This is a genomic window from Isoptericola sp. NPDC057653 (assembly GCF_042799955.1).
Lineage (GTDB): Bacteria > Actinomycetota > Actinomycetes > Actinomycetales > Cellulomonadaceae > Isoptericola.
In genome coordinates this window covers 2,092,444-2,115,477 of the sequence record NZ_JBHVHP010000001.1, presented here as the reverse complement: position 1 = coordinate 2,115,477, position 23,034 = coordinate 2,092,444, and the positions used below count along the sequence as shown (strand labels likewise).

General features: G+C 74.3%; 22 protein-coding genes. 5 read left to right on the top strand and 17 right to left on the bottom strand.

Annotated features, from left to right (window positions below; all coding sequences use genetic code 11):
* Positions 1 to 8: 8 nt before the first annotated feature.
* Positions 9 to 386, bottom strand: a complete 378-nt coding sequence (trxA, locus tag ACFU9A_RS09625; protein WP_430575003.1) for a thioredoxin — start codon at positions 384 to 386, stop codon at positions 9 to 11.
* A gap of 123 nt (positions 387 to 509) precedes the next feature.
* Between trxA and ACFU9A_RS09620 the strand changes: the two genes are divergently transcribed.
* Both ACFU9A_RS09620 and ACFU9A_RS09615 read left to right on the top strand, forming a co-directional pair.
* Positions 510 to 1,082, top strand: a complete 573-nt coding sequence (locus ACFU9A_RS09620) for an NUDIX hydrolase family protein (RefSeq protein ID WP_430575002.1) — start codon at positions 510 to 512, stop codon at positions 1,080 to 1,082.
* The gene (locus ACFU9A_RS09615) at positions 1,079 to 1,729 is read left to right on the top strand and encodes a Pr6Pr family membrane protein (protein WP_430575001.1); all 651 of its coding nucleotides are present in this window, start codon (positions 1,079 to 1,081) and stop codon (positions 1,727 to 1,729) included. Before ACFU9A_RS09620 ends, ACFU9A_RS09615 begins: the two co-directional genes overlap by 4 nt.
* A 9-nt stretch (positions 1,730 to 1,738) precedes the next feature.
* On the opposite strand, the gene ACFU9A_RS09610 is transcribed toward ACFU9A_RS09615, so the two are convergent.
* From ACFU9A_RS09610 to ACFU9A_RS09600, 3 genes are all read right to left on the bottom strand, one after another.
* Positions 1,739 to 4,006 carry a DEAD/DEAH box helicase gene (locus tag ACFU9A_RS09610; RefSeq protein ID WP_430575000.1) on the bottom strand — a complete coding sequence of 756 codons (2,268 nt, stop codon included), beginning with the start codon at positions 4,004 to 4,006 and terminating at the stop codon, positions 1,739 to 1,741.
* Between the two features lie 404 nt (positions 4,007 to 4,410).
* Positions 4,411 to 6,033 carry a glycoside hydrolase family 20 protein gene (locus ACFU9A_RS09605; RefSeq protein WP_430574999.1) on the bottom strand — a complete coding sequence of 541 codons (1,623 nt, stop codon included), beginning with the start codon at positions 6,031 to 6,033 and terminating at the stop codon, positions 4,411 to 4,413.
* Between the two features lie 108 nt (positions 6,034 to 6,141).
* Entirely contained in the window at positions 6,142 to 7,824 is a 1,683-nt protein-coding gene (locus ACFU9A_RS09600) for an ABC-F family ATP-binding cassette domain-containing protein (RefSeq protein ID WP_430574998.1), read from the bottom strand.
* Between the two features lie 77 nt (positions 7,825 to 7,901).
* Between ACFU9A_RS09600 and rph the strand changes: the two genes are divergently transcribed.
* Positions 7,902 to 8,657, top strand: a complete 756-nt coding sequence (gene rph, locus ACFU9A_RS09595) for a ribonuclease PH (RefSeq protein WP_430574997.1) — start codon at positions 7,902 to 7,904, stop codon at positions 8,655 to 8,657.
* Between the two features lie 2 nt (positions 8,658 to 8,659).
* The gene (rdgB, locus tag ACFU9A_RS09590; RefSeq protein WP_430574996.1) at positions 8,660 to 9,334 is read left to right on the top strand and encodes an RdgB/HAM1 family non-canonical purine NTP pyrophosphatase; all 675 of its coding nucleotides are present in this window, start codon (positions 8,660 to 8,662) and stop codon (positions 9,332 to 9,334) included.
* A gap of 64 nt (positions 9,335 to 9,398) precedes the next feature.
* Here rdgB and ACFU9A_RS09585 read toward each other — a convergent pair whose 3' ends face one another.
* From ACFU9A_RS09585 to clpS, 5 genes are all read right to left on the bottom strand, one after another.
* Complete coding sequence (locus tag ACFU9A_RS09585) at positions 9,399 to 9,812, bottom strand: DUF3054 domain-containing protein (RefSeq protein WP_430574995.1); 414 nt, start codon at positions 9,810 to 9,812, stop codon at positions 9,399 to 9,401.
* A 17-nt stretch (positions 9,813 to 9,829) separates the two neighbouring features.
* Positions 9,830 to 10,636, bottom strand: coding sequence for an MBL fold metallo-hydrolase (locus ACFU9A_RS09580; protein WP_430574994.1), 807 nt, complete (start codon positions 10,634 to 10,636; stop codon positions 9,830 to 9,832).
* Complete coding sequence (gene murI, locus ACFU9A_RS09575; RefSeq protein WP_430574993.1) at positions 10,633 to 11,436, bottom strand: glutamate racemase; 804 nt, start codon at positions 11,434 to 11,436, stop codon at positions 10,633 to 10,635. Before murI ends, ACFU9A_RS09580 begins: the two co-directional genes overlap by 4 nt.
* Positions 11,437 to 11,529: 93 nt before the next feature.
* Complete coding sequence (locus tag ACFU9A_RS09570; RefSeq protein WP_430574992.1) at positions 11,530 to 12,264, bottom strand: DUF2017 family protein; 735 nt, start codon at positions 12,262 to 12,264, stop codon at positions 11,530 to 11,532.
* Entirely contained in the window at positions 12,261 to 12,566 is a 306-nt protein-coding gene (clpS, locus tag ACFU9A_RS09565) for an ATP-dependent Clp protease adapter ClpS (RefSeq protein WP_430575368.1), read from the bottom strand. Before clpS ends, ACFU9A_RS09570 begins: the two co-directional genes overlap by 4 nt.
* A 140-nt stretch (positions 12,567 to 12,706) precedes the next feature.
* Here clpS and ACFU9A_RS09560 point away from each other — a divergent pair, with 140 nt between their 5' ends.
* Complete coding sequence (locus tag ACFU9A_RS09560) at positions 12,707 to 14,179, top strand: nicotinate phosphoribosyltransferase (RefSeq protein ID WP_430574991.1); 1,473 nt, start codon at positions 12,707 to 12,709, stop codon at positions 14,177 to 14,179.
* A gap of 31 nt (positions 14,180 to 14,210) precedes the next feature.
* Here the strand turns inward: ACFU9A_RS09560 and ACFU9A_RS09555 are convergent, their stop codons facing one another.
* The 8 genes from ACFU9A_RS09555 to ACFU9A_RS09520 all read right to left on the bottom strand — a co-directional run bounded on the left by ACFU9A_RS09555 (position 14,211) and on the right by ACFU9A_RS09520 (position 22,992).
* Positions 14,211 to 15,992 (bottom strand): DEAD/DEAH box helicase, encoded by a 1,782-nt coding sequence (locus ACFU9A_RS09555; RefSeq protein ID WP_430575367.1) that lies wholly within the window; start codon positions 15,990 to 15,992, stop codon positions 14,211 to 14,213.
* Positions 15,993 to 16,081: 89 nt separating this feature from the next.
* Positions 16,082 to 16,399, bottom strand: a complete 318-nt coding sequence (locus ACFU9A_RS09550) for a DUF3039 domain-containing protein (protein ID WP_380244530.1) — start codon at positions 16,397 to 16,399, stop codon at positions 16,082 to 16,084.
* A gap of 74 nt (positions 16,400 to 16,473) precedes the next feature.
* The gene (gene nagB / locus ACFU9A_RS09545) at positions 16,474 to 17,256 is read right to left on the bottom strand and encodes a glucosamine-6-phosphate deaminase (RefSeq protein WP_430574990.1); all 783 of its coding nucleotides are present in this window, start codon (positions 17,254 to 17,256) and stop codon (positions 16,474 to 16,476) included.
* Between the two features lie 116 nt (positions 17,257 to 17,372).
* A complete protein-coding gene (locus ACFU9A_RS09540; protein WP_430574989.1) occupies positions 17,373 to 18,707 on the bottom strand; it encodes an extracellular solute-binding protein in 1,335 nt (444 codons plus the stop codon).
* Positions 18,704 to 19,690: an ROK family protein gene (locus tag ACFU9A_RS09535; RefSeq protein ID WP_430574988.1), complete on the bottom strand. Its 987-nt coding sequence runs from the start codon at positions 19,688 to 19,690 to the stop codon at positions 18,704 to 18,706. The genes ACFU9A_RS09540 and ACFU9A_RS09535 overlap by 4 nt, the downstream gene beginning before the upstream one ends.
* A 1-nt stretch (position 19,691) precedes the next feature.
* Positions 19,692 to 20,621 carry a carbohydrate ABC transporter permease gene (locus ACFU9A_RS09530; protein ID WP_430574987.1) on the bottom strand — a complete coding sequence of 310 codons (930 nt, stop codon included), beginning with the start codon at positions 20,619 to 20,621 and terminating at the stop codon, positions 19,692 to 19,694.
* Positions 20,618 to 21,550, bottom strand: a complete 933-nt coding sequence (locus ACFU9A_RS09525) for a carbohydrate ABC transporter permease (protein ID WP_430574986.1) — start codon at positions 21,548 to 21,550, stop codon at positions 20,618 to 20,620. Before ACFU9A_RS09525 ends, ACFU9A_RS09530 begins: the two co-directional genes overlap by 4 nt.
* A 92-nt stretch (positions 21,551 to 21,642) precedes the next feature.
* Positions 21,643 to 22,992 (bottom strand): extracellular solute-binding protein, encoded by a 1,350-nt coding sequence (locus tag ACFU9A_RS09520; protein ID WP_430574985.1) that lies wholly within the window; start codon positions 22,990 to 22,992, stop codon positions 21,643 to 21,645.
* Positions 22,993 to 23,034: the final 42 nt, after the last annotated feature.

The following is a 23,034-nucleotide window of genomic DNA, read 5'->3' as shown; positions in this document are numbered from 1 at the left end:
CGCGGCGATCAGGCCTGCGGGGCGCCGTCGTTCGCGGCGGCGATCTGCGAGCGCACCTCGTCCATGTCGAGGCCCTTGACGGCCTCGACGACCTGCTTGAGAGCGGGGGCGGGCAGCGCGCCGGCCTGGTTGAAGACGAGCACGCCCTCGCGGAACGCCATGAGCGTCGGGATGGCGCTCACGCCCGCGGCGGCGGCGATGCGCTGGTGCGCCTCGGTGTCGATCTTCGCGTGCACGACGTCCGCGTTCTCCTCGGACGACGCCTCGAAGACCGGCCCGAACTGCTTGCACGGGCCGCACCACTCGGCCCAGAAGTCGACGAGCACGATGTCGTTGTCGGTGACGGTCTTCTCGAACGTGTCGTCGGTCAGCTCGACGGTGGCCATGGGTGTCCTTCCATCAGGGGGTCTCCTGCGCACAGCGCCGGGACGCTCCTCAGTATTCCCGGGGCACCCGTCCCCGCGCGCTGCGGCGGGGTGGGGCGGGGTGCGGGCTGGTAGAAACGACCTGTGACGGACACGGCCGAGTTCCCTGGTGACGACGAGTTCTACCCCGACGAGCCGCAGCCCGCCGGCTGGCTCACGCCGGAGGACCTCGCGGCCGTGCGCGCGCAGCTGCCCCTCGTCTACGTCGACGCCGTGCCGGTGCGCGTCGACGACTCGGGCGACGTGGTCGCCGTCGGGCTGCTGCTGCGCGTCACCCCGCTCGGCACGATGACGCGCGCGCTGGTCTCCGGACGCGTGCTCTACCACGAGCGGGTGCGCGACGCGCTGCTGCGGCACATCGAGAAGGACCTGGGGCCGGTGGCGCTGCCGCAGGTCCCGGCGTCGCCGCAGCCGTTCACGGTGGCGGAGTACTTCCCCACCCCGGGCATCACCGCCTACCACGACCCGCGCCAGCACGCGGTGTCGCTGGCGTACGTCGTGCCGGTGACGGGCGACTGCCGCCCGCAGCAGGACGCACTCGACCTCGCGTGGGTCACCCCCGAGGAGGCCTGCAGCGACACGGTGCAGGCGGAGATGATCCACGGGCAGGGCACGATCGTGAAGCAGGCGATGGCCTGGGTGGGCCGCGTCTCGTGAGCCGTCGGGCCGCGTCGGCCGGGCACCTGCTGGTCGCCCTGCCGGCACTCGGGGGCGTCCTCATGGAGCTGGTCATCGCCCTCGTCGACGGGCCGGGCGCGGCCGGCACGACGGCGGAGCGCCTGGTCCGCCTGTTCTCCTACTTCACGGTCCTGTCCAACGTGGGCGTCGGCGTCGTGTCGGTGCTGCTCGCCCTCGACCCCGCCCGCGACGGCCGCCTGCTGCGCGTCGTCCACCTCGACGCCCTGCTGTGCATCGTCGTCACGGGCGTCGTCTACAACACGGTGCTCGCGGGCACCGTGCCCGGCCTCACGCAGGCCGGGCAGCTGTCGAACGTGCTGCTGCACATGGCCTCGCCCGTGCTCGCGGTCGTCGTGTGGCTGCTCGCCGGGCCGCGGCCGCGGGTGGACGCCCGGACCGTCGCCTGGTCGGTGGTGGGGCCGCTCGCGTGGATCGGTTACACGTTCGTGCGGGGCGCGGCCGTCGGCTGGTACCCGTACCCGTTCCTCGACGTCGGAGAGCTGGGCCTGGGCCGCGCGCTGGTGAACGCCGGCCTCGTGGCGGCGATGTTCCTGCTGCTCGCGCTCCTGGCGGGGTGGGCGGACCGGCGGCTGCCCGCGGCGCCGGACGGGCGCGCGGCCGGCTGATCCTGGGCGTCAGCCGCCGGCGGCCCGCCCCGCCACGCCCTCCCCGTCCTCCAGGCCCACCCACCACGGCCCGTACCCGAGGCGCGCCTGCTCCCAGGCCACGACGTCGCGCGCGAGCGAGCCCTCGGTGACGTCCACCGCGGCCACCGCGGCGGCCGCCACGCTCGACGTGCGGACGTAGTCGTCGAACACCTGCTGCTTGCCCGCCAGCAGCTGCACGACCCGCTCGTCCACGCCGTCCTCCGCGAGCAGCCGGTGGGCGTGGACCGACCGCACCTGGCCCATCCGGTGCAGCCGCGCGACCGCCTGCTCCTCGGCGGTGGGCGTGAGCTGCGGCTCGCACAGCACCACGACGCTGGCCGCCTGCAGGTTGAGCCCGGTCCCGCCCACGGAGATCTGGGCCACCAGCACGGCGCCGCCGTCGTCGGCGCCGAACGCGTCGACCACCCCCTGCCGGTCGGCGACCGGCACGTCGCCCGTCAGCGGGCCGTGCACGCGCGCGCCGCGGGCGCCCAGGGTCGCGGCCACGGTGTCCAGCACGGCCCGGAAGTAGGAGAAGACGACGACGCTGCGGCCCTCGTCGCGCGCCTCATCGACGATCTCGAGCAGCCGCGAGAGCTTGGCGCAGGCGGCGGGGTCGCCGTGCGCGCCGGCCGACCACGCAGCCTGCCGCATCGCCATGAGGTTGCCCGCGGCGACGGCGTCGCGGTAGGCGCGGTCGTCGCCGCGGGTCAGGTCCACCCAGCTGTCGGCGGCGATGATCCCCGGGAGCTCGACCAGCACGTCCTCCTGGTTACGACGCAGGTAGGCCGGCGCCACGGTGCGCCGGAACGCGTCCGGGCCGAGCAGCCCCAGGTGCGCCGGGAGCTGCGCGACCAGGTCCGGCTGCAGCACCCGCACGAGCTCGAGGAAGTCGTCGAGCCTGTTGTCCATCGGCGTCCCGGTGAGGAACAGCAGCCGCCACACGAGGCGCGCCCAGCGGCCCACCGCCCGCGCCCGCCGGGTGCGGGGGTTCTTCACGTAGTGCGCCTCGTCGACGACGACGAGGCCCACCTCGCCCACGTCGGTCGGCACCGCCGGGAGCCCCTCGAAGCTGGTGAGACCCACGCCGCCCTCGGCGGCCCACGCCGCGATCGCGGCGTCGCGCCCCTCCCCGTGCAGGCGGTGCGCCGTGAGCGTGGTCCGGTGCTCCACCTCCCGCGCCCAGTTCGCGAGCAGGCTCGCCGGGCAGACCACGAGGAACCGTCGCTCACCGCACGCCGCCAGGTGCGCCATCACCGCGAGCGCCTGGACGGTCTTGCCGAGCCCCATCTCGTCGCCGAGGAGCGCCCTGCCCTGGTTGAGCGCGAACCGCGCGCCGAACTCCTGGTACCCGCGCAGCGACACCCGCATCGCGCCGAGGTCGAGCGGGTGCGCGCCGACCCGGTCGACGAGGGCCTGCGGCAGGAGCCCGCGCGCGGCGAGGGCGTCCTGCGCCTGCGGCACGATGCCGACCAGGGTCGTGTAGTACTCGGCGGAGCGCCGCTCGAAGTCGGCGGCGAGGTCGAGCACGCCGGGGTCGGGCTCCCGGACGGCGGCGCCGAGCGCGTCGAGCGTCGCGGGCAGGTCGGCGAGGACGGGCGAGGCGTCCCACGCCTGCAGCGAGGCGAGGGCGGCGGCCGCCGCGCGGCGCGTGCCGGGCAGGGCCAGCCAGAGCCGGGCGGCGTGGCGGGCGCGGCGCGCCGCCGGCAGCGCGGCCGCGACGGTCGAGGCGTAGTCGATGAGCGCGGTGCGGTGCGGCTCGACGAGCGGCCGCAGCCGCATCACCCGGTGCAGGAGCGCCAGGAGCCGCTCGGCGCCGTCGGGCGTGGGCAGCCCGGCCCGGTCGATCCCGATGCGCAGCGGCTGCAGGCCGGCGGCCGCGCCGGCGAGCTGCGCGACGGCGGCCACCACGCCGCGCGCCGTCGTGTCGCCCACGCCGGGCAGGGCCGCGAGGTCGCGCGCCTCGACGTCGAGCAGGTCCGCGGCGGTCAGGTACCCCGCCGCCTGGACGGCGGCCAGGCGCAGGTTGCGCTCCGTCATCTCGCCCAGGCGGGCGCTGTCGATGCGGGCGAGCTCCTCGCGCACCCGCCGGCGCTCGTCGTCGTGCACCCACGCGGCGACGGCGACGACCGCACCGTCGAGGTGGTCGAGCACGGACTGCGCCGCGCCGGCCATGCGCGCGTGCCGGTCGACGAGCGCGCGCGCCTCCCGCCCCGGCGCGACAGGGGTGGCGGGGGCGAGCGGGTCGGTGGCCACGGGCCGAGGGTAGGGCACCGTGCCCGCGAGGGCGGGACCGGCCGGGAAGTGCCGCACGCGCCGCGCTCGGTGGAGCGCAACCTCCCAGGCCTCGCGATCCGCCTCGCCCTCGGGCAACCGGCCGGTGCAGTACCGGTGGAGCCACGCCCGCGGCCCGCCGCTCGGCGTCCTTCTCGATCACCGGCTTGCCCTGGTCATCGAGCTCGAGCACGTTGGCGAAGACCGCGAACAGGGTCTCCATCGCGCTCGGGTCGTCGCGCAGCATGCCCCAGTACTCGACGTCCTTCAGGAGGGGATGTCCCACGGAGCCGCGGCGACCCAGCCCGCGAACCGACGATGGGCGCGTGCGTCCCGGAGGACAGGTTCGTGGTGCGGACGCGACTGTACGGGGCCAGGGCCCGGGGTCAGGCAGGGGCGGTCCCGACGGCCGAGAGCACGACCGACCTCAGCTCGGCCAAGGACTCCACCGGCCGGGGCGAGCCCCAGACCTGCTGGGCGAAGACCTGGAGCCATTCCTGCAGCTGCTCCGCGACCTCCTCCTGCGTCATGGCGTCGGGCGAGTCGCACCACACGGAGAGATGGGCGCCGACCACGGGCCTCCCCGCCGGCAGCTCGAAGTCACCGGCGCTGCCAGCCGCGCCCATGAAGGTCCGGGGAGTCCACCGCTCGTAGATCCCCCGGGGGTTCTTGTACGGCCCTTGGCCCAGCCCTTCCGACGTCAGGATGAAGTACAGGTAGTCACCGTTGGAGTTGATCAGGTCGTGGCCCGCGGCCGCGTAGTCGGCCGCGGTGGGCTTACTCGTGTTCCACCGGATCCACACGTCCGCCTGCGTGCGCGGGTCGATCCGCGACACCCCTTCGCCCGGGCGGATGTCGTCGTTCCACACGCGGGGCGTGAACCCGTGCGCGCGGACCAGCCCGGCGAGCTCGTTGAGGTAGGCCTCATAGGCGTCGAGCGCCGTCGCCGCCGGGTTGCCCGTGACCTGCCGGGCATAGTCGACGAGCTGCGGGGCCGACTCGTCCGAAATCACGTCCGGCCCGGTGCCCTGCCACGGCGCGGGGAAGTACTCGTCGCCGCCGAGGTGGAACACCGTGCCGTCGAAAAGCTCGCACATCTCCTCGACGATCTCGCGCACGAGCGCCCGCGCGCCCGGCCGGCTGATGTCCAGGTACCCCGGGTGCCGGGTGCCGTCGCGGAGCACCAGCTGGTGCTCCGGGTGGAACGCCAGGATGTGGTCCATGTGGCCGGGGCTGTCCACGTCCGGGTGGACGCGCACGTGGTGCGCCCGCGCGAAGTCGAGGATGTCCCGGACCTCGGCCTTGGTGAGGTGCTGCGGGGATGCGATCTCCGGGTGGGTCTCGGACTCGACGCCGAACCCGAGCCCCTCCGAGATGTGCAGCTGGAGCGTGTTCATCTTCAGGTAGGCCATCTCGCTGATGAGTGCCTTGATCCAGTCCGGGCTGAAGTACTTGCGGCCGATGTCGAGCATGAGGGCGCGCTCGTCCAGTTCCGGCCAGTCGACGACGACGCCGCCCGGGCGACCTCCCGAGCGAAGCAGTTGGAGCAGGGTGCGCGTTCCGCTGAACACCCCGGCGCGCGACGGCGCCGAGATCCGGATCCCGTGGCCAGTGCTCAGCACGTAACCCTCGGGATGCGGGACCTCGGGGAGGTCCGCGACCTCGAGCACGATGTCGGTCCGGCGCGGCCGGGCCGTCGTCAGGACCTCCAGGTGATGGTCGAGCAGTCCCGCGAGCCGGAGGTCGCGCGCGAGCAGGGCGGCCTCGGACCGCAGCATGTCGGCCTCGTCGCCGACGAGCGCGATGCGTCGGGCGGCGACGATCGGCAGGCCCGGCCCCCCGGGGCTATATCGCTGGGGCGCCGGCAGCAGGGGCGGGGCCGTAGGGACGACCCGTGCCCCGGGGCTCGCGGAGGCCGTCGGCACGCCGAGCCCGGCGAGCAGGGGGACCGTGACCCCGGCGGCGAGCACGGTGCGGCGCGACGGACGGGAAACAGGCAGCGCTGACATGTTGACCCTCTCGATCGACTCTGATGCACGTCGCACCCTGTCAGAGATTCCCGCAGTGGTCTAGACCTGTGCCTGCCCGTTTGCCCGCCAGCGCGTCGGCCCGGCCGATCAGGCGCCGAGGTCGAGCACCGGCCAGTCCGCCAGGTCGGCGCGCATGCGCCGGTCGTGGGTCGCGACGACGACGGCGGCGGGCGTGGCGATCAGCGCCCGGGTCAGCTCGTCCACGAGGTCCACCGAGAGGTGGTTCGTGGGCTCGTCGAGCAGCAGCAGATGAGGGGCGTGCAGGAGGGCCCGCGCGAGCTCGAACCGCCGCCGCTGCCCCGCCGACAGCTCGGCGAGCGGGCGCTCCAGGTCCTCCTCGCCGAGCAGCCCGAGGGCGGCCACCGGCACCACGTGCTCCGGGTCGAGCTCGCCACGGCTCAGCAGCTCCAGCGCCTCCGCCGCGTACGCGTCGAAGCCCGACGGCGGCCCCGCGTCCTCGCCGTCCGCCGGCGACGTCGGCGCCGTGACCGGGGCCGCCGTCAGGCCCGCGAGCGCCGTCTCCTGCGCCACGACGCCCAGGCGTGCGCCGGGGGTCATGGTCCGGCTGCCGCGCGCGAGCGCCACCCGGCCGGCCAGCGCGGCCAGCAGGGTCGACTTGCCCGCGCCGTTCGGACCGACGACGAGCAGCCGGCCCGACGGCGGCACCACCACGCGCGTGCCGGGCAGGTCGAGCCGCACGCCGCCGTCGTCGGCCAGCACCCGGGGCGAGCGGACCTCGACGAGGGGGTCGCCCGGGTCCCACCCGGGCGACATGGACGGCAGGTCCGGGAAGGCGAGGCGTGCCGGCGGCACCGGCACCTCGACGGCCTCCGCCTCGAGCTGCTGCACGAGGCGGTCCGCGGCCTTGACGTGGATGCGGGCACGGGTGGCGCGGCGATGCTTCTGCGACCCCTTGGCCGGTCGCCACTCGTCGGAGAGCCCCTCGTAGGACGCGTCGAGGCGCTCGGCCAGCACCCGGGCGCGCTCCTGCTCGGCGCGGTAGCGCTGCCGCCACCGGTGCAGCGCCTGGTTCTTGGCGAACCGGTAGGCGAGGTAGCCAGGCTGCCCGTAGAGCACCGGCTTGCCGTCCATCGACGGGTCGAGGTCGAGGATGGCGGTGGCGACGTCGTCCAGCAGCTCGCGGTCGTGCGTCACGACGACGACGCCGCCCTGCCACGCGACCAGCTCTCCGGTGAGGAACTCGATCGCGGAGTCGTCGAGGTGGTTGGTGGGCTCGTCGAGCAGCAGCAGGTCGGCGCGCTCCGCGAGCCGGCACGCCAGACGCACCCGGTACCGCTGCCCGACGGACAGCGTGTCCAGGCGCCGGTCGAGGTCGCGCACGGCGCCCAGGCGGGTGAGCGCCACGTCGACCCGCCGGTCCGCGTCCCACGCGGCGAGGTGCTCCGCGCGGGCGAGCAGCCCGGACAGGCGGCGCAGGTCCCCGGTCTCGTGGTCGAAGGACGCGGCCTCCTTCTCGATCTCCGCGGCGAGCGCGCGCAGCCCGGCGAGCGTGCTGCGCACCAGGTCGCCGACCGTCTCCCCGGACCCCGCGGCCAGCTCCTGCTCCACCAGCGCGACGGTGCCGCGCCGGCGCACCGCGCCGCGCGCCGGGTGCAGGTCCCCCGCGAGCAGGTGCAGGAGCGTCGACTTGCCGGAGCCGTTCTCCCCCACCACGCCGAGCCGGGTGCCGTCGGACACGCGCAGGCTCACGCCGTCGAGCACCGGGCGGCCGGGGTAGGCGAACGCGAGGTCCGTGGCGGTGAGCTGCACCGGACAACCCTACGTGCCGCCCCGCACCCGCCCACGGCGCCGGACGGGCCGGGCGGGCGCTCGCATAGGGTGGCGGCATGACTTCCCCCGCTTCCGAGGCCGCCCTGCGCGCCGACGGCCGCACGCCCGACCAGCTCCGCCCGGTGACCATCACCCGCGGCTGGACCGAGAACGCCGAGGGCTCCGTGCTGGTCGAGTTCGGCAAGACCCGCGTGCTGTGCACCGCGTCGTTCACCGAGGGCGTGCCGCGCTGGAAGAAGGGGTCCGGCGAGGGCTGGGTCACCGCCGAGTACGCGATGCTCCCCCGCGCCACGAACGACCGCAGCCAGCGGGAGTCGGTCAAGGGCAAGATCGGCGGCCGCACGCACGAGATCTCCCGCCTCATCGGCCGCGCGCTGCGCGCCGTCGTCGACGTGACCGCCCTCGGCGAGAACACGATCGTGCTCGACTGCGACGTGCTGCAGGCCGACGGCGGCACCCGCACCGCGGCGATCACCGGCGCGTACGTGGCGCTGGCCGACGCCGTCGCGTGGGGCACCCGCCACGGCCACGTCACCGGCGGCAGGAAGGTCCTCACGGACTCGGTCGCGGCGGTCAGCGTCGGCATCATCGACGGCACCCCGATGCTCGACCTGCCCTACGTCGAGGACGTGCGGGCCGAGACGGACATGAACGTCGTGACGACGGGCGCCGGCACCTTCGTCGAGGTGCAGGGCACCGCCGAGCACGCGCCGTTCGACCGTGCCGAGCTCGACGCCCTGCTCGACCTCGCCGTCGCCGGCACGGCCGACCTCACCGAGATCCAGCGCGCCGCGCTGGCCCAGGAGCTGTGAGGATGACCGACGCGACCACCGGCGTGACGGTCCCCGCCGGCGCCCGCCTCGTGCTGGCCACGCACAACCGCGGCAAGCTCGTGGAGCTGCGCGCCATCCTGCGCGACCAGCCCGGCCTGGACGCCCTGCCCGACGAGGCCGTGGTGTCGGCGGCCGACGTCGGCGCCCCCGAGCCGGTCGAGGACGGCGTGTCGTTCGTCGAGAACGCGCTCATCAAGGCCCGTGCGCTGGCCGCGGCGACCGGCCTGCCCGCCGTCGCGGACGACTCCGGCCTCAGCGTCGACGTCATGGGCGGCGCGCCTGGCATCTTCTCCGCCCGCTGGTCGGGCAGGCACGGCGACGACGAGGCGAACCTCCGGCTCCTCCTCGCCCAGCTGGGCGACGTGCACGACGAGCACCGCGCGGCGGCGTTCGTCTGCGCGGCGGCGCTGGTCACCCCGGACGGGCGCGAGGAGGTGTGCCTCGGCGAGATGCCCGGCACGCTGGTGCGCGCCCCGCGCGGGAGCAACGGCTTCGGCTACGACCCGATCCACGTGCCCGTCGAGCAGGCCCCGGCCGCCGACGGCACGCCCGGCACGCGCACGTCGTCCGAGCTCGAGCCGGCGGAGAAGAACGCGATCAGCCACCGCGGCAAGGCCTTCCGCGCCCTCGCCCCGGCGGTCGCCGCCGCCCTCTGACGGTGGCGGGTGCGGTCGTGGCCCGGTTGCGCCTCGGAACCGGGCCACGAGCGCCCCCGCGGCGTCAGGACGCGCGACGGCGGGCGGCGAACGACGCGATCGCGCGCCAGCCCAGCAGGGTCGCGCCGAGGAACAGCGCGGTGACGACCACGAAGGACACCTCGACGCCACCGACGCCGAGGGCGGGCCGCAGGGCCAGCCCCAGCACGACGGTCGCGAACCAGACGGCGACGCCGGTGGGCCACACCCGCGCCGGCGCGCGCCACGCGCGGGCCGCGAGCCAGCCGACGGCGAGGCCCACGAGGAACGGCAGTCCCACCAGGGCGACGTGACCGAGGTCGCCGGAGGTCGCGTGGCTCATGGTGCCCACCACGGTGAACACGACGACGCACACGAGGTCGCAGACGACGGCCGGCCACGCGGCGCGGGTCGCGGGCACGGCGGGGCCGGTCGGGGCGGGGGTGCTGGGGGCGCTCACGGGGCCGAGGCTACCCGTCACAGCTCGTGCACCCCGCCGGCCACCGCGGCCTCCACGGGGCCGTCGTAGGCGGTGCGCGCCTCGGCGACCGCGACCTCGGGCGAGTTCCACACCGGCAGGTGCGTGAGCAGCAGGCGGCGCACGCCGGCGGCCGCAGCGGCCTCCCCGGCCCGACGGCCCGTGAGGTGGATGCCGCGCTCGACGCCGTCGTCGCGCCCCTCCTGGAACGCGGCCTCGACGAGGAACAGGTCGGCGCCGCGGGCGCCCTCGACCAGGCCGTCGCAGGCGTCCGTGTCGCCCGAGTAGGCCAGCGTGACCCGCTCGCCGGGGCGGACGCTCGACGGGCCGGTCACCCGGATCCCGTACGCCTCGACCGGGTGGTAGACGGCGAACGGCTCCAGCTCGAAGGGGCCCACGCGCACGGCGGTGCCCGGCTGCCAGGGGCGGACGTCGTACTCGCCGTCCATCGAGTCCCCCGGCCCGAGCCCGTACATCGCGGCCGCCCGCTCGGCGGTGCCGGCCGGTCCGAGGACGGGCAGCCGGCGCCCGACGCCCGTGCGGGCGCCGCCCCGCTCCGGGTGGTACCGCAGGTACACGTACAGGCCGGACAGGTCCGCGCAGTGGTCGGGGTGCAGGTGGGACAGCGCGACGGCGTCCAGGTCGAGCGGGTCCACGTGCCGCTGCAGCGCTCCCAGGCCCCCGTTGCCGAGGTCGAGCACCACGTTCCACTCCCGCTCGCCGTCGTGCGCCTGGACGAGGTACGTGGACGCCGGCGACCCGGGGCCGGGGAACGATCCGGAGACTCCGAGGGTGACGAGCCTCATGCGGCCTCCACGAGGGCCACCTCGGGCCCCAGGAAGCGGCGCGCGAGCTGCTCGAACGGCTCGGGGTCGCCGGTGGACAGGAAGCGGTGCACGGGCGGCGGGGCGTCCGGCGAGCGCTCGAGGTCGTGCTGCACCAGGTTGCGGTACACGTCCTTGGCGGTCTCCTCGGCGCTGGACACGAGGGTGACGTCCTCGCCCATCACGTACGACACGGCGCCGGCCAGCAGCGGGTAGTGCGTGCAGCCGAGCACGAGGGTGTCGACGCCCGCGGCGCGGACCGGGTCGAGGTAGCGGTGGGCGACCTCGAGCACCTCGGGGCCGGACGTCTGCCCCCGCTCCACCAGCGGCACGAAGTCGGGGCACGCCTGGGTGGTGATCTCCAGCCCGGGGGCCACGTGGAACGCGTCCTCGTAGGCGCGCGAGTCAACGGTCGCCTTCGTGCCGATGACGCCGATGCGCCCGGTCTTCGACGCGAGGACGGCGCGCCGGGCGGCGGGACGGATCACCTCGACGACGGGGATGCCCCGGCGCACGGTGTAGCGCTCCCGCGCGTCGGGCAGCGCGACGGCGGTGGCGGAGTTGCAGGCGATGACCAGCATCTTGACGCCCTCGTCGACCAGCCGGTCCATCACGGCGAGCGCCATCGCGCGCACGGCCGCGAGCGGCTTCGGCCCGTAGGGGCTGTTGGCCGTGTCGCCCAGGTAGAGCACCTGCTCATGGGGCAGCTGGTCGAGGATGGAGCGTGCGACGGTGAGCCCGCCGACGCCGCTGTCGAAGATCCCGATGGGGGCGTCGTTCACGCCTGGCAGCCTAGTCGTGACGGACGGTCAGGACGGCGGGGAGTGAGCGGCGACACGGCGTGGCGCCCGCCACAGCAGCGCCCCGACCTGCGGTCACACGCTCGGGCGCCCCGCCCGCAGGTCCGCGAGCATCTCCTCCACCAGCGACTCCTGGGCGAACCCGGCGGCGACGAAGACGCCGCCCCAGTACCGCCGCTCCGCGCCGGACAGGCCGACCCGCTCCCAGCCGGCGACCTCGGACCCGTCGTCCTCGCCCCCGTCGCCCTCGCCCCCGTCGCCCCCGGCACGCTGCTCGTCGTCCGCGTCGGCCCAGCCCTCGTCGTCCTCGTCCTCGACGCCGGCGAAGACCTCGTCGTGCAGCGTCTCGACGTCGGCGTCGTCGACCAGGCCGAGGCGCTCGGCGAGGACGAGGCGAAGGTCGGTCAGCGCGCCGGCGAAGTCCTGCGCGGACTCGCGCGGCACGACGATCTCGGCCCCCACCCGCGGGTCGTCCGGGAGCTCGTCGGGGGCGTCGACGGCGTCGGCGAAGGCCACGAGGCGTGCGACCTTCCCCGCCGCGAGGTCGGTCTGGGTGAGGTGCCGGAACTCGGCGGCGACGTCCGCGTCCTCCTCGTGGGCGTCGGGCAGCAGCCGCTGCACCGCCGGGTCCTGCGGCACGCGTGCCACGCCCGTGAACGCGATGCCGTCGCCGACCTCGATGCCCGGCTCGAGGCCCGCCTCGGCGCCCAGGAGCTCCGCGACGTCGCGCGCGACCCGCGCGAGCACCTCCCGTTCGACGTCGTCCCAGCGCGCGACGTAGCCCGCCGGCGCGGACCGGAACGGCGTCACGCCGCGCCTCCCTCGGCCCCGCCGTCCGGCGAGCCCGACTGCCGCAGCGTGGCCCACAGACCGAACCCGTGCATCGCCTGCACGTCCACCTCCATGCGCTCGCGCGGCCCTGACGACACCACGGCCCGGCCGTCCTGGTGCACCTGCAGCATCAGCTTCTGCGCCCGCGCGGGCGGGTAGCCGAAGTAGCTCTCGAAGACGTAGCTCACGTAGGACATGAGGTTCACCGGGTCGTTCCACACGATGGTGACCCAGGGGTCCGCGACGGCCGGCGTCGCCTCGACCCGGGTCTCGCGCTGCACCTCGGTCGCGACCGCCGTCGCGCGCGTCGTCGTCTGCCCGTTCACCGTCTCACCCTAAGCACAGCCGCAGGGCGGTCGTCGACCGTCCGTCAGACGGTCGCCGGCAAGCCGGATGACCTCCCGCGCCCTACCGTGTCCCCATGACCGACGAGCCCCGGGGCGGCGTCGCCCCGCCGCCCGGCGCCGCGCTGTCGCCTGCCGCCCCCGCCGTCCCTGCCGTCCCGGACTCGGTCCCGGCCGCGCCCCTCCCGTCCGTCCGCTCGTCGGTCGCGCTCCTCACGGACCGCTACGAGCTGACGATGCTGCAGGCGGCGCTCGCCGACGGCACCGCGCACCGGCACTGCGTCTTCGAGGTGTTCACGCGGCGCCTGCCGGCCGGCCGCCGCTACGGCGTGCTCGCGGGCACCGGCCGCATCCTCGAGGCGCTCGCCCACTTCCGCTTCGGCGACGCGGAGCTCGCGTACCTCGAACGGGCGGGCGTCGTGGACGACCGCACCCTCGACTTCCTGCGCGGCTACCGGTTCACCGGCACCGTCCAGGGGTACGCCGAGGGCGAGATCTTCTTCCCCGGCTCGCCCGTGCTGCAGGTCGAGGGCACCTTCGCGGAGGCCGTGCTGCTGGAGACGCTCGTCCTGTCGATCCTCAACTACGACTCGGCCATCGCGTCCGCCGCGTCCCGCATGACCAGTGCCGCCGTCGACCGCCCGGTGCTGGAGATGGGGTCGCGCCGGGCCCACGAGCAGGCCGCGGTCGCGGCCGCGCGCTCCGCCGTCGTGGGCGGGTTCACCGGCACGTCGAACCTCGAGGCGGGCATGCGGTACGGGCTCGACACGATCGGCACCGCCGCGCACGCGTTCACCCTGCTGCACGACGACGAGCGGTCGGCCTTCGACTCCCAGGTCGCGTCGCTCGGCCGCGGCACCACCCTGCTGGTCGACACCTACGACGTGCGGCGCGGCGTCGAGAACGCCATCGCCGCCGCCGGCCCGTCCCTGGGCGCCGTGCGCCTCGACTCCGGCGACCTCGGCGTGCTCGCGGTCGAGGTGCGGCGCCAGCTCGACGAGCTGGGCGCCACGGGCACGAAGATCGTCGTGACGTCCGACCTGGACGAGCACGCCATCGCGGGGCTCGCCGCCGTGCCCGTCGACGTGTACGGCGTGGGCACGTCGCTCGTCACCGGGTCGGGCGCGCCCACCTGCGGCATGGTCTACAAGCTGGTGGCCCGCGCCGACGCGTCGGGCGTGCTGCAGCCGGTGGCCAAGGCGTCCACCCTCAAGACGAGCCAGGGCGGCCGCAAGGGCGCCGCCCGGCGGTACGGCCCCGACGGCCGCGCCGTCGAGGAGGTGCTCGTCACCGGGCCCGACGACCTCGTGGTCGCGTGGTCGCCCGAGGACCACGCGGCGGCCGGCGACGACGGCGAGCGCGCCGACCTGCGCAACCTCCTGGTGCCGCTGGTCGTGGACGGTGCCGTCGACTCCCGCTGGGTCGGCGCCTACGGCGTGCAGAACGCCGCCAAGCACCACCTGCAGGCCCGTGCGGAGCTGCCGCGCGGGGGCCGCCGGCTCTCCGCCGGCGACCCGGCCATCCCGACCGTGGGCCTCGCGCTGTCCTAGCCTCGCGCCGTCCCAGGGGCGGGCGGCGCGGCTACTTCTTGCCGACGAACCAGCCGCGCACCATCTCGACCCGTGCCGTGAGCTGCTCGGCCGTGGCCAGCGGCACCTCGGGGCCGCCGCAGCGGCGCCGCAGCTCGTTGTGCACCGAGCCGTGCGGGGTGCTGGACTTGCGCGCCCACGCGGACACCAGCTTGGACAGTTCCTTGCGCAGGTCGGCGGCGCGCCGGTGCTCGGCCTCCGACTGCTCCAGCGCGGCCTCCGAGGCCGTCGCCCCGCCGCGGCCGCGCACCTGCTGCGCCTGCCGCTGGCGCAGCAGCGTGGTCACCTGGTCGGCCTCGAGCAGGCCGGGCAGCCCGAGGAAGTCGAGCTCCTCCGCGGAGCCGACGTCCGCGCCCGTGCCGAACTCGCCGCCGTCGAACAGGACGCGGTCGAAGGAGGCCTGCGCCTCGAGCGCCTCGAACGAGCCCAGGAGCTCCCCCGACGCCTTCTCCTCCCGGTTCGCGGCCGCGAGGAGCTCGGCCTCGGGGTCGTACTCGATCCCCTGCTCCTCGGCCGTCTTCGGTCGGTCCAGCGCGTGGTCCCGCTCGATCTCCATGCCGTTGGCCAGCTCGAGCAGCAACGGCACGCTCGGCAGGAACACCGACGCCGTCTCGCCGCGCTTGCGGGCGCGCACGAAGCGGCCGACGGCCTGCGCGAAGAACAGCGGCGTGGAGGTGCTCGTGGCGTAGACGCCGACGGCGAGCCGCGGCACGTCCACGCCCTCGGACACCATGCGCACGGCGACCATCCAGCGCGAGTCGCCCTGGGCGAACTCGTCGATCCGGGCGCTCGCGCCGTCGTCGTCCGACAGCACCACCGTGGGGCTCTGCCCCGTCAGGCGTGCGAGGTGCCCGGCGTACGCGCGCGCGTCGGTCTGGTCCGTCGCGATGACCAGGCCGCCCGCGTCCGGCACGACGCGGCGCATCTCCGTGAGCCGCTTGTCCGCCCCCGCGAGGACGGACGGGATCCACTCGCCGTTCGGGTCCAGCGCGGTGCGCCACGCCTGGGCGTGCATGTCCTTGGTCATCGCCTCGCCGAGGCGGGCGCTGATCTCGTCGCCCGCCTTGGTGCGCCAGCGCATGTTGCCCGAGTACGTCATGAACAGCACCGGACGCACGACGTGGTCGCGCAGCGCGTCGCCGTAGCCGTACGTGTAGTCCGCCTTGGAGCGGCGGACGCCGTCGCGGTCCTCCTCGTACGTGACGAACGGGATCGGCGCGGTGTCCGAGCGGAACGGCGTGCCCGTCAGCGCGAGGCGCCGCGTGGCGTCCTCGAACGCCTCGCGCACCGCGTCGCCCCAGCTCAGGGCGTCGCCGCCGTGGTGCACCTCGTCGAGGATGACGAGGGTGCGGGCGGCCTCCGTGCGCGCGCGGTGCAGCGCGGGCTTGGCCGCCACCTGCGCGTACGTGAGGGCGACGCCGTCATAGTGCGAGCCGTGCCGGCCCTGGCTGTTCTTGAACGACGGGTCGATCCGGATGCCCACGCGTGCGGCGGCGTCCGCCCACTGGTGCTTGAGGTGCTCGGTGGGCGCGACGACCGTCACGCGACGGACCAGGCCCGCCTCGAGCATCTCGGTGGCGATGCGCAGCGCGAACGTCGTCTTGCCGGCGCCCGGCGTCGCGACCGCGAGGAAGTCGCGCGGGTCGCGCTGCCGGTACAGCTCCAGCGCCTCCGCCTGCCAGGCACGGAGGTTGGACGCGGTGCCCCACGGGGCGCGGCGCGGGAACGCCGGGCTGAGGTGGGAGGCCGCGACCGACGACGGCGACTGCGGCAGCGGCTTCGCGGCCGGCTCCGCCGCGGCGGCGAAGAGGTCGAAGCCGTCGGGGTCGGGGGTGGACTCGGGCTCGTTCAGCGGCTGCGCGCTCACTTGCCGGAGTCGCCCTCGCCGCCCTCGCCGTCCTGAGGGTCGCGGAGACCGTCGTAGATCTCCTTGCAGACCGGGCACACCGGGAACTTCGACGGGTCGCGGCCCGGCACCCACACCTTGCCGCAGAGCGCGATCACGGGCTTGCCCGACAGGGCCGACTCCATGATCTTCTCCTTGCGCACGTAGTGCGCGAAGCGCTCGTGGTCGCCCGGCTCCGCCGCCTGCTCGCGGGTGTCCGGGCGCTCCAGCACGCTGGTGCCGGCCCCGGTGTCCTGCGAGGGGTCGGCGGGCGGGGTGGAGAGGGGATCGCTCATGCCGGGAAGTCTACGACGCACCCCCCGACGCTCCCGGTCCACCACCGCCCCCGTGCCCCGGATCCGGGTACGGATCACAGGCCCTGCCAGTCCGGCTTGGAGGCGAAGGTCTGGCGGTAGTAGTCGCCCAGCTGCAGCCGCGAGGCCGCCGCGTCGTCGACCAGCACCGTGGCGTGCGGGTGCATCTGCATCACCGTGCCCGGCCACATCGCCGAGATCGGCCCCTCCACCAGCTGGTGCACCGCCTCGGCCTTGCCCCGCCCCGTGGCCAGCAGCACCAGGTGCCGCGCCGACATGATCGTGCCCAGCCCCTGCGTCAGACAGTGCGTGGGCACCTGCTCCACGTCGTCGTCGAAGAACCGCGCGTTGTCCACCCGCGTCTGGCGCGTCAACGTCTTGATCCGCGTGCGCGACGCGAGCGAGGACCCCGGCTCGTTGAACGCGATGTGCCCGTCCGTACCGATCCCCAGGATCTGCAGGTCCACCCCGCCCGCGTCCGTGATCGCCTGCTCGTAGGCGGCGCACGCCGCGGGCAGGTCCTCGGCGAGGCCGTCCGGCCCGGACACCTGGTCCGCGGGCCACCCGACACGCGAGGCGATCTCCGTCTCGATAACGTTGCGGTACCGCTGCGGATGACCCGCCGCCAGGCCCACGTACTCGTCGAGCATGAAGCCGCGCGCGCGGGCGAACGACAGCCCCTCCTCGCGGTGGCGGCGCGCCAGCTCGTCGTACACCTTCAACGGGCTCGACCCGGTCGCCAGCCCCAGCACCGTGGCCGGGTCGCGGCGCAGCAGGGCCTCGATCGCGTCGGCCGCCAGCACGGCCAGCTCCTCGGCGGGGGCGATCACGACTTCCATGCGGGGCTCCAGTCTCTCGTGCGGCCCGGCGGGCGGGCCGTCCTCGCGTCCGTGGGCGCCCGAGGGCGCCCACGGCATCACATCATGGCGGGAGCCCGGCCGTCGCCGGGCTCCCCTCAGTCCTCCGGCTGCGCGGCGGGCGCGTTGAGCATCGGCGTGAGGCGGGCGTCGAACTCCCGCGCCAGCGCCTCGACGTCGCCGCCGTCCGCGATCCGGCCGAACAGGTCCTCGTACACGCCCTCCTCCTCGATCGACGCCCAGCCGGGCGCCGCGGGGGTGAGCTTCGACGCGACCGCCGTCCGCACCAGGGTGCGGCCGAACTTGTCGCCCTTCATGGCCTCCTGCGCGTCGGCGTTGGCCGGGCCCAGGCCGCTCGCGGCGAGGCGGGTCTGGAACTCGTCCGAGAAGACGACGCGCAGCACGTCCTCGGCCAGGTCGGGCCGCGGCGACGTCGCGGAGATCGCGATGTTGGACCCGCCGGCGAACACTGGCGCCAGGCCGCCGTCCACCCCGGGCAGGGCGAAGATGTCGAACGTGGAGGAGTCCTTCATGCCGTCGCGCACCAGCTCGCCCTCGTCGTTGCGCACGAGGTCGCCGATCGACCACCGCGCCCAGGCGGGCGCCATGATCGTGGCCGAGGCGGGCGGGGCCTCCTCCACGCCGTCGTTGAGGAAGTCCCAGTACGAGACGTCCTTCTCCGTCGACGGCAGGTACGACGCGTTGCGGTACACGTCCTGCCACATCTCGAGGCCCTTGACGGTCCGGGGGTCCGACAGGGTCGAGACCCAGTCGTCGCCCTTCTTGACCGCGAGCTCGCCGCCCGTCGCGAACGCCCAGGAGATGCCGTTGCGCCAGTCCTGGCCACCCATCGCGAAGCCGGCGTGGTCGTCGTCCGTGAGCGCCTTGACCCGCTCGCCGAACTCGGCGAGCGTCTTCGGCTTCTCGAACCCGGCGGCGTCCCAGACGTCCTTGCGGTAGAAGACGTAGCGCGAGCCGAAGTAGTACGGCAGCGCGTAGTGCCGGCCGTCGACCGACCCGGCGTCGACGAAGGACTGCAGCAGCTTCGTGCCGCCGAGCTCCTCGTACAGGTCCGGCGAGATCTCGCGGAACGCGCCGGAGGTGGTGAACGTCGGCGACTGCGTGTTCCCGATCTCGACGACGTCCGGCGTGGTCGCCGGGTCGTCGAGGGCCTGGGTGAGGTCCTCGACGAGGGTCCCCCACTCCTGCTGCTCGATCGTCAGCGTGGCCCCGGGGTGCTCGTCCTCGAACGTGGTCACCAGGTACTCGCGCAGCTCGGGCGTGGTGTCCGTGCCGACGAGCCACAGGGTGAGGTCGGAGTCCGCGACCGTCTCCTTCGGGTCGGAGCCCAGCGCGGAGCACCCGGCCATGGCGAGCACGACGCCACCCGCGACGAGGCTCGACCACGCCCGCACGGCCGTGCCGCGCCTCACGACGCCACCGGCCCGGCGAGAGGGCGGGCCACGGACCGGCCCACCACCGCCGCGCCCACGGCGCCCACGGGCACGTGGCCCGCGGCGAGCGTGACACGGTCGGCGAGGCCCAGCGAGGAGAGGAAGCCGGACGCCAGCGACTCGCGGGCGAGGGCGGCGCGGACCGCGTCGAGCAGCGGCTGGCCGAGCTGGGCCACCCCGCCGCCGAGCACCACCTGCGGCACGTCGACCGTCAGGACGAGCATCCGGACCGCCGCGGCGACCGCCGACGCGTACGCGTCGCGGACCTCGACGGCCCCGGGGACGCCGCGCTCGGCGGCCTCGAAGAGCTCGACGGGCGCCGGGCGCCCGGTCCGGGCCGGCCACAGCCTGGCCACGGCGGTGCCGGAGGCGTAGAGCTCCAGGCACCCCCGCTGCCCGCAGGGGCAGACCGGGCCGGCCGGGTCGACGGGCACGTGCCCGATCTCGCCCGCCGCGCCGCCGACGCCCCGCCGCAGCCGACCGTCGAGGACGAGCCCCGCGGCGAGCCCGGTGCCGAGCGCGAGGAAGGCGAGGTCGATCGTCGACGGCGGCCTGCCGGTGGCGGCGGCCTCGAGGTGCGCGGCGCCGAGCGCCGCGACGTTGAGGTCGTTCTCCAGGCCGACGGGGAGTCCCCCCAGCTCGGCGCCGAGCAGCCGCGAGAGCGCGAGCGGCGTGGCGTCGACGCCGACGTTGACGGCGTGGCGGACGGTGCCGGCGTCCGGGTCGACGAGGCCGGGCATGCCCACGCCCACGCCGACGAGGTCGGCGACGGCGACGCCGGACTGCTGCGCGACCTGCCGGGCGGCGCGGGCGGCGCCCGCCACCACGCCGCGCGGGCCGCGCTCGGTGGCCAGGCGCGCCTGGGCCACGGCGTTGCCGTCGGCGTCCAGCAGGACGGCCAGCGTCTTGGTGCCGCCGATGTCGAGCCCGACGGTGGGCCCGGCGATCAGGGTTGCGTCCACGTCAGCCCTTCACCGCCCCGGAGACCAGGCCGGACGTCATCCGGCCCTGCACGAAGAGGAAGAAGACGATCACCGGGACGGCGATGAGGGTGGAGGCCGCCATCACCTCGCCCCAGTCGATCCCCCGGTTGGCCGACGCCGACAGGAAGCTGCGCAGCCAGATCGGCAGGGTCTGCCGGTTCTCGGCGGGCAGGATCACGAGCGCCGTCGTGAACTCGTTCCACGCCTGGAGGAACGCGTACACCCCCGACGCGACGAGGCCCGGCGCGAGCAGCGGGAACGTGATCCGCAGGAAGGCCTTGGTGCGGGACAGCCCGTCGACCATGGCCGCCTCCTCCAGCTCCGCGGGGACGCCCGCGACGAAGCCGCGCAGCATCCAGATCGTGAAGGGCACCAGGGTCGCGGTGTAGAGGATCGAGATGCCGAGCACGGAGTTGAGGCCGAGCATCGGGGTGCTCTCCCCCACCGACGAGAGCATCTTGTACTGCGCGATGAACAGGCCCTCGGCCGGCAGCATCTGGATGAACAGCACCGCCAGCACGAAGCTGGTCCGGCCGCGGAAGCGCCAGCGGCTGATGGCCAGGGCCGCGAGGAACGCGAACGCGAGGACCAGCACGATGGTCACGCAGGTGATCATCAGGCTCATCCGCAGCGCGCCGCCGAACCCGGAGCCCGTCAGGACGCTGGAGAAGTTGGCGAGCGTGAAGTGCGTGGGCAGGAAGCTCGGCGTGCTCGCCTTGAGGCGCGCGGCCGGCGTGACAGCCGACAGCAGCATCCAGTAGACGGGGAACGCCCACACCAGCGACACCGCGATGCCCAGGACGCCGAGCAGGACCTTGCTCAGGCGGGGCCGGGCCCGACGGGTGACGGGCCGGTCCTCCCGGGCCGCGGCCGCGGTGACCCGCGGGGCGGTCTCGGTCGCGGCGGTCATGCGGCGTCCTCCTTCATGAGGCTGCGGACGTACGGCGCGGCGAGCAGCACCGTGAGCAGCAGGACGAAGATCGAGACGGCGGCGGCGCCCGAGAAGTCCTGGCTGCCGATGCCGAGCTCGTAGATGAAGTTGCCCAGCAGGTTCGTCTCGGAGATCGGCGCCCCGGCGTCCTGCAGCAGGCGGATCTGCGCGAAGACGCGCAGGTCCCAGATGATCTGCAGCAGCAGCACGATGGCGAGCACCGGGCGCACCAGCGGCAGCAGGATGTGGCGCAGGATCTGCGCCGGGCGGGCGCCGTCGAGCCGGGCGGCCTCGAGCACCTCCTCGGAGACCTGCGTGAGGCCGGCGTACAGGGACATCGCCACGAACGGGACGGACATCCACACGATGACCATGGTCGCGACCATGAAGAACGTGCTCGGCTGCGCGAACCACGCGTACCCCTGGAACTGCTCCAGGCCGAGCTGCACCAGCACCCAGTTGACGACACCGGTGCGGTAGTCGAACAGCCAGCGGAAGACGGTCACCGCGGCCACGAGCGGCGTGGCCCAGGCCAGCAGGAGCACGACCTGCATGACGATGCGCACGGCGCCGTGGACCGTCTTCATCAGCAGCGCGAGGCCGAGGCCGATCGCCACCGTGAGGAACGCGTTCACCAGGCAGAAGAGGACCGAGCGCCAGACGACGGTCCAGAGACGGTCGTCGGTGAAGATGCGCGCGTAGTTGTCGAGGCCCGCGAAGGTCGGGGGCGCGCCGAACTGCTGCATCATCCCGTATTCCTGCAGCGAGGTCACGACCTGCCAGTACACGGGGTAACCGAGGCCGACCAGGAGGATCAGCACCGCGGGGATCAGCAGGAGGTAGGGGGTGGCCGGCTGGCGCCGACGGCGGATCGCGATGGTGGACGCGGGCGGCGTCGAGGTGGTCATGCGGTCCTCCTTCCCGGGGTCGTGGGTGACGGGCGGAGCGGCACCGGTCTCGGTGGCACCGCTCCGCCCGTCGGGGGCGGGGGCTGAGAAGGTCAGCCCGCCTGGCCGTTGAGCATCGGCGTGAGCTTCGCGTCGTACTGCTTCGCGATGGCCGTCACGTCGCCGCCCTCGGCGATCTTCTGGAAGATCTCCTCGTAGACGGAGGCGCCCTCGACGGCGGCCCAGCCCGGCGCGGCCGGGGTCAGCTTGGAGGCCTGGGCGGACTCCACCGCGGCCTCGCCGAACTTGTTCGGGTTGCCGTCGGCGTCGACCGTCATGAGCTTGTCGAAGTCCGAGTTGGCCGGGCCGAGGCCGTTCGTGGCGAGCATCGTCTGGTACTCGTCCGAGTAGACGATCTTCAGCAGGTTCTCGGCGAGCTCCGGGTGCTGCGACTTCGCCGACACGGCGAGGTTCGAGCCACCGGCGAACACCGGGGCGACGCCACCGTCCACGCCCGGGAGCGTGAAGATGTCGAACGTGGAGTCGTCCGCCATGCCGTCGCGGACCTCCTTGCCGTCGTCGCCCTTCGTCAGGTCACCGATGGACCAGCGGGCCCAGCCCGGCGCCATGATCGTCGCGCCCGAGGGGGCCTCGCCGTCGGTGCCGTCGTTGATGAAGTCCCAGTACGCCTCGTCCTTGGCGGTGGCGGGGAGGTTGGACGCGTTCTCGTACACGTCCTGCCACTGCTCCAGGCCCTTGACGGTGTTCGGGTCGGACAGCGTGGAGGTCCACGTGTCGCCGTCCTTGACCGCGAGCTCGCCGCCGTTCGCGAAGACCCAGGAGATGCCGTTGCGCCAGTCCTGGCCGCCCATCGCGAAGCCGGACCGCTTCTTGGTCGTCAGCTCCTTGACGGAGTCGCCGAACTCCTCGAGCGTCTTGGGGACCTCGAGGCCGGCCTTCGACCAGATGTCCTTGCGGTAGAACATGAAGCGCGAGCCGTAGTAGTAGGGCAGCGCGTACTTCGTGTCGTCGATCGACCCGGCGTCGACGAAGGACTGGAGCAGCTTGTCGCCGCCCAGCTCCTGGTACAGCTCGGGCGAGATCTCGCGGAAGGCGCCGGCGTAGGTGAACGTCGGAGCCTGCGTGTTGCCGATCTCGACGACGTCCGGGGTGTTCGTGGCGTCGGGCAGCGCGGTCGTGAGCTTGGTGACCAGGTCGGTCCAGTCCTGCTCTTCGATCGTCAGCTTCGAGCCGGGGTTCTCCTCGGCGAACGTGTCGACGAGGTACTTGCGCAGCTCGTCGCTGGTGTCCGCGCCGGCGAGCCACAGGGTGATGTTGCCGGCCTCGGGGGTGCCGCCGTTGTCGCCGTTACCCTCCTCGTCGGCGGGCGCGCACGCGGCGAGCGCGAGCGCGAGGGTCAGGCTCGTCGCCACGCCGGTGGCGACGACACGGGTCCTCTTCACTGGGGATTCCTCTCGATCTGTGCAGGTCGGCGCCAGGATCGG

Coding starts and splice junctions, on each gene's coding strand:
- trxA (WP_430575003.1), bottom strand. CDS start 386: ATGGCCACCGTCGAGCTGACCGACGACACGTTCGAGAAGACCGTCACC.
- ACFU9A_RS09605 (WP_430574999.1), bottom strand. CDS start 6,033: ATGTCAGCGCTGCCTGTTTCCCGTCCGTCGCGCCGCACCGTGCTCGCC.
- rph (WP_430574997.1), top strand. CDS start 7,902: ATGACTTCCCCCGCTTCCGAGGCCGCCCTGCGCGCCGACGGCCGCACG.
- rdgB (WP_430574996.1), top strand. CDS start 8,660: ATGACCGACGCGACCACCGGCGTGACGGTCCCCGCCGGCGCCCGCCTC.
- ACFU9A_RS09580 (WP_430574994.1), bottom strand. CDS start 10,636: ATGAGGCTCGTCACCCTCGGAGTCTCCGGATCGTTCCCCGGCCCCGGG.
- ACFU9A_RS09560 (WP_430574991.1), top strand. CDS start 12,707: ATGACCGACGAGCCCCGGGGCGGCGTCGCCCCGCCGCCCGGCGCCGCG.
- ACFU9A_RS09550 (WP_380244530.1), bottom strand. CDS start 16,399: ATGAGCGATCCCCTCTCCACCCCGCCCGCCGACCCCTCGCAGGACACC.
- nagB (WP_430574990.1), bottom strand. CDS start 17,256: ATGGAAGTCGTGATCGCCCCCGCCGAGGAGCTGGCCGTGCTGGCGGCC.
- ACFU9A_RS09530 (WP_430574987.1), bottom strand. CDS start 20,621: ATGACCGCCGCGACCGAGACCGCCCCGCGGGTCACCGCGGCCGCGGCC.
- ACFU9A_RS09525 (WP_430574986.1), bottom strand. CDS start 21,550: ATGACCACCTCGACGCCGCCCGCGTCCACCATCGCGATCCGCCGTCGG.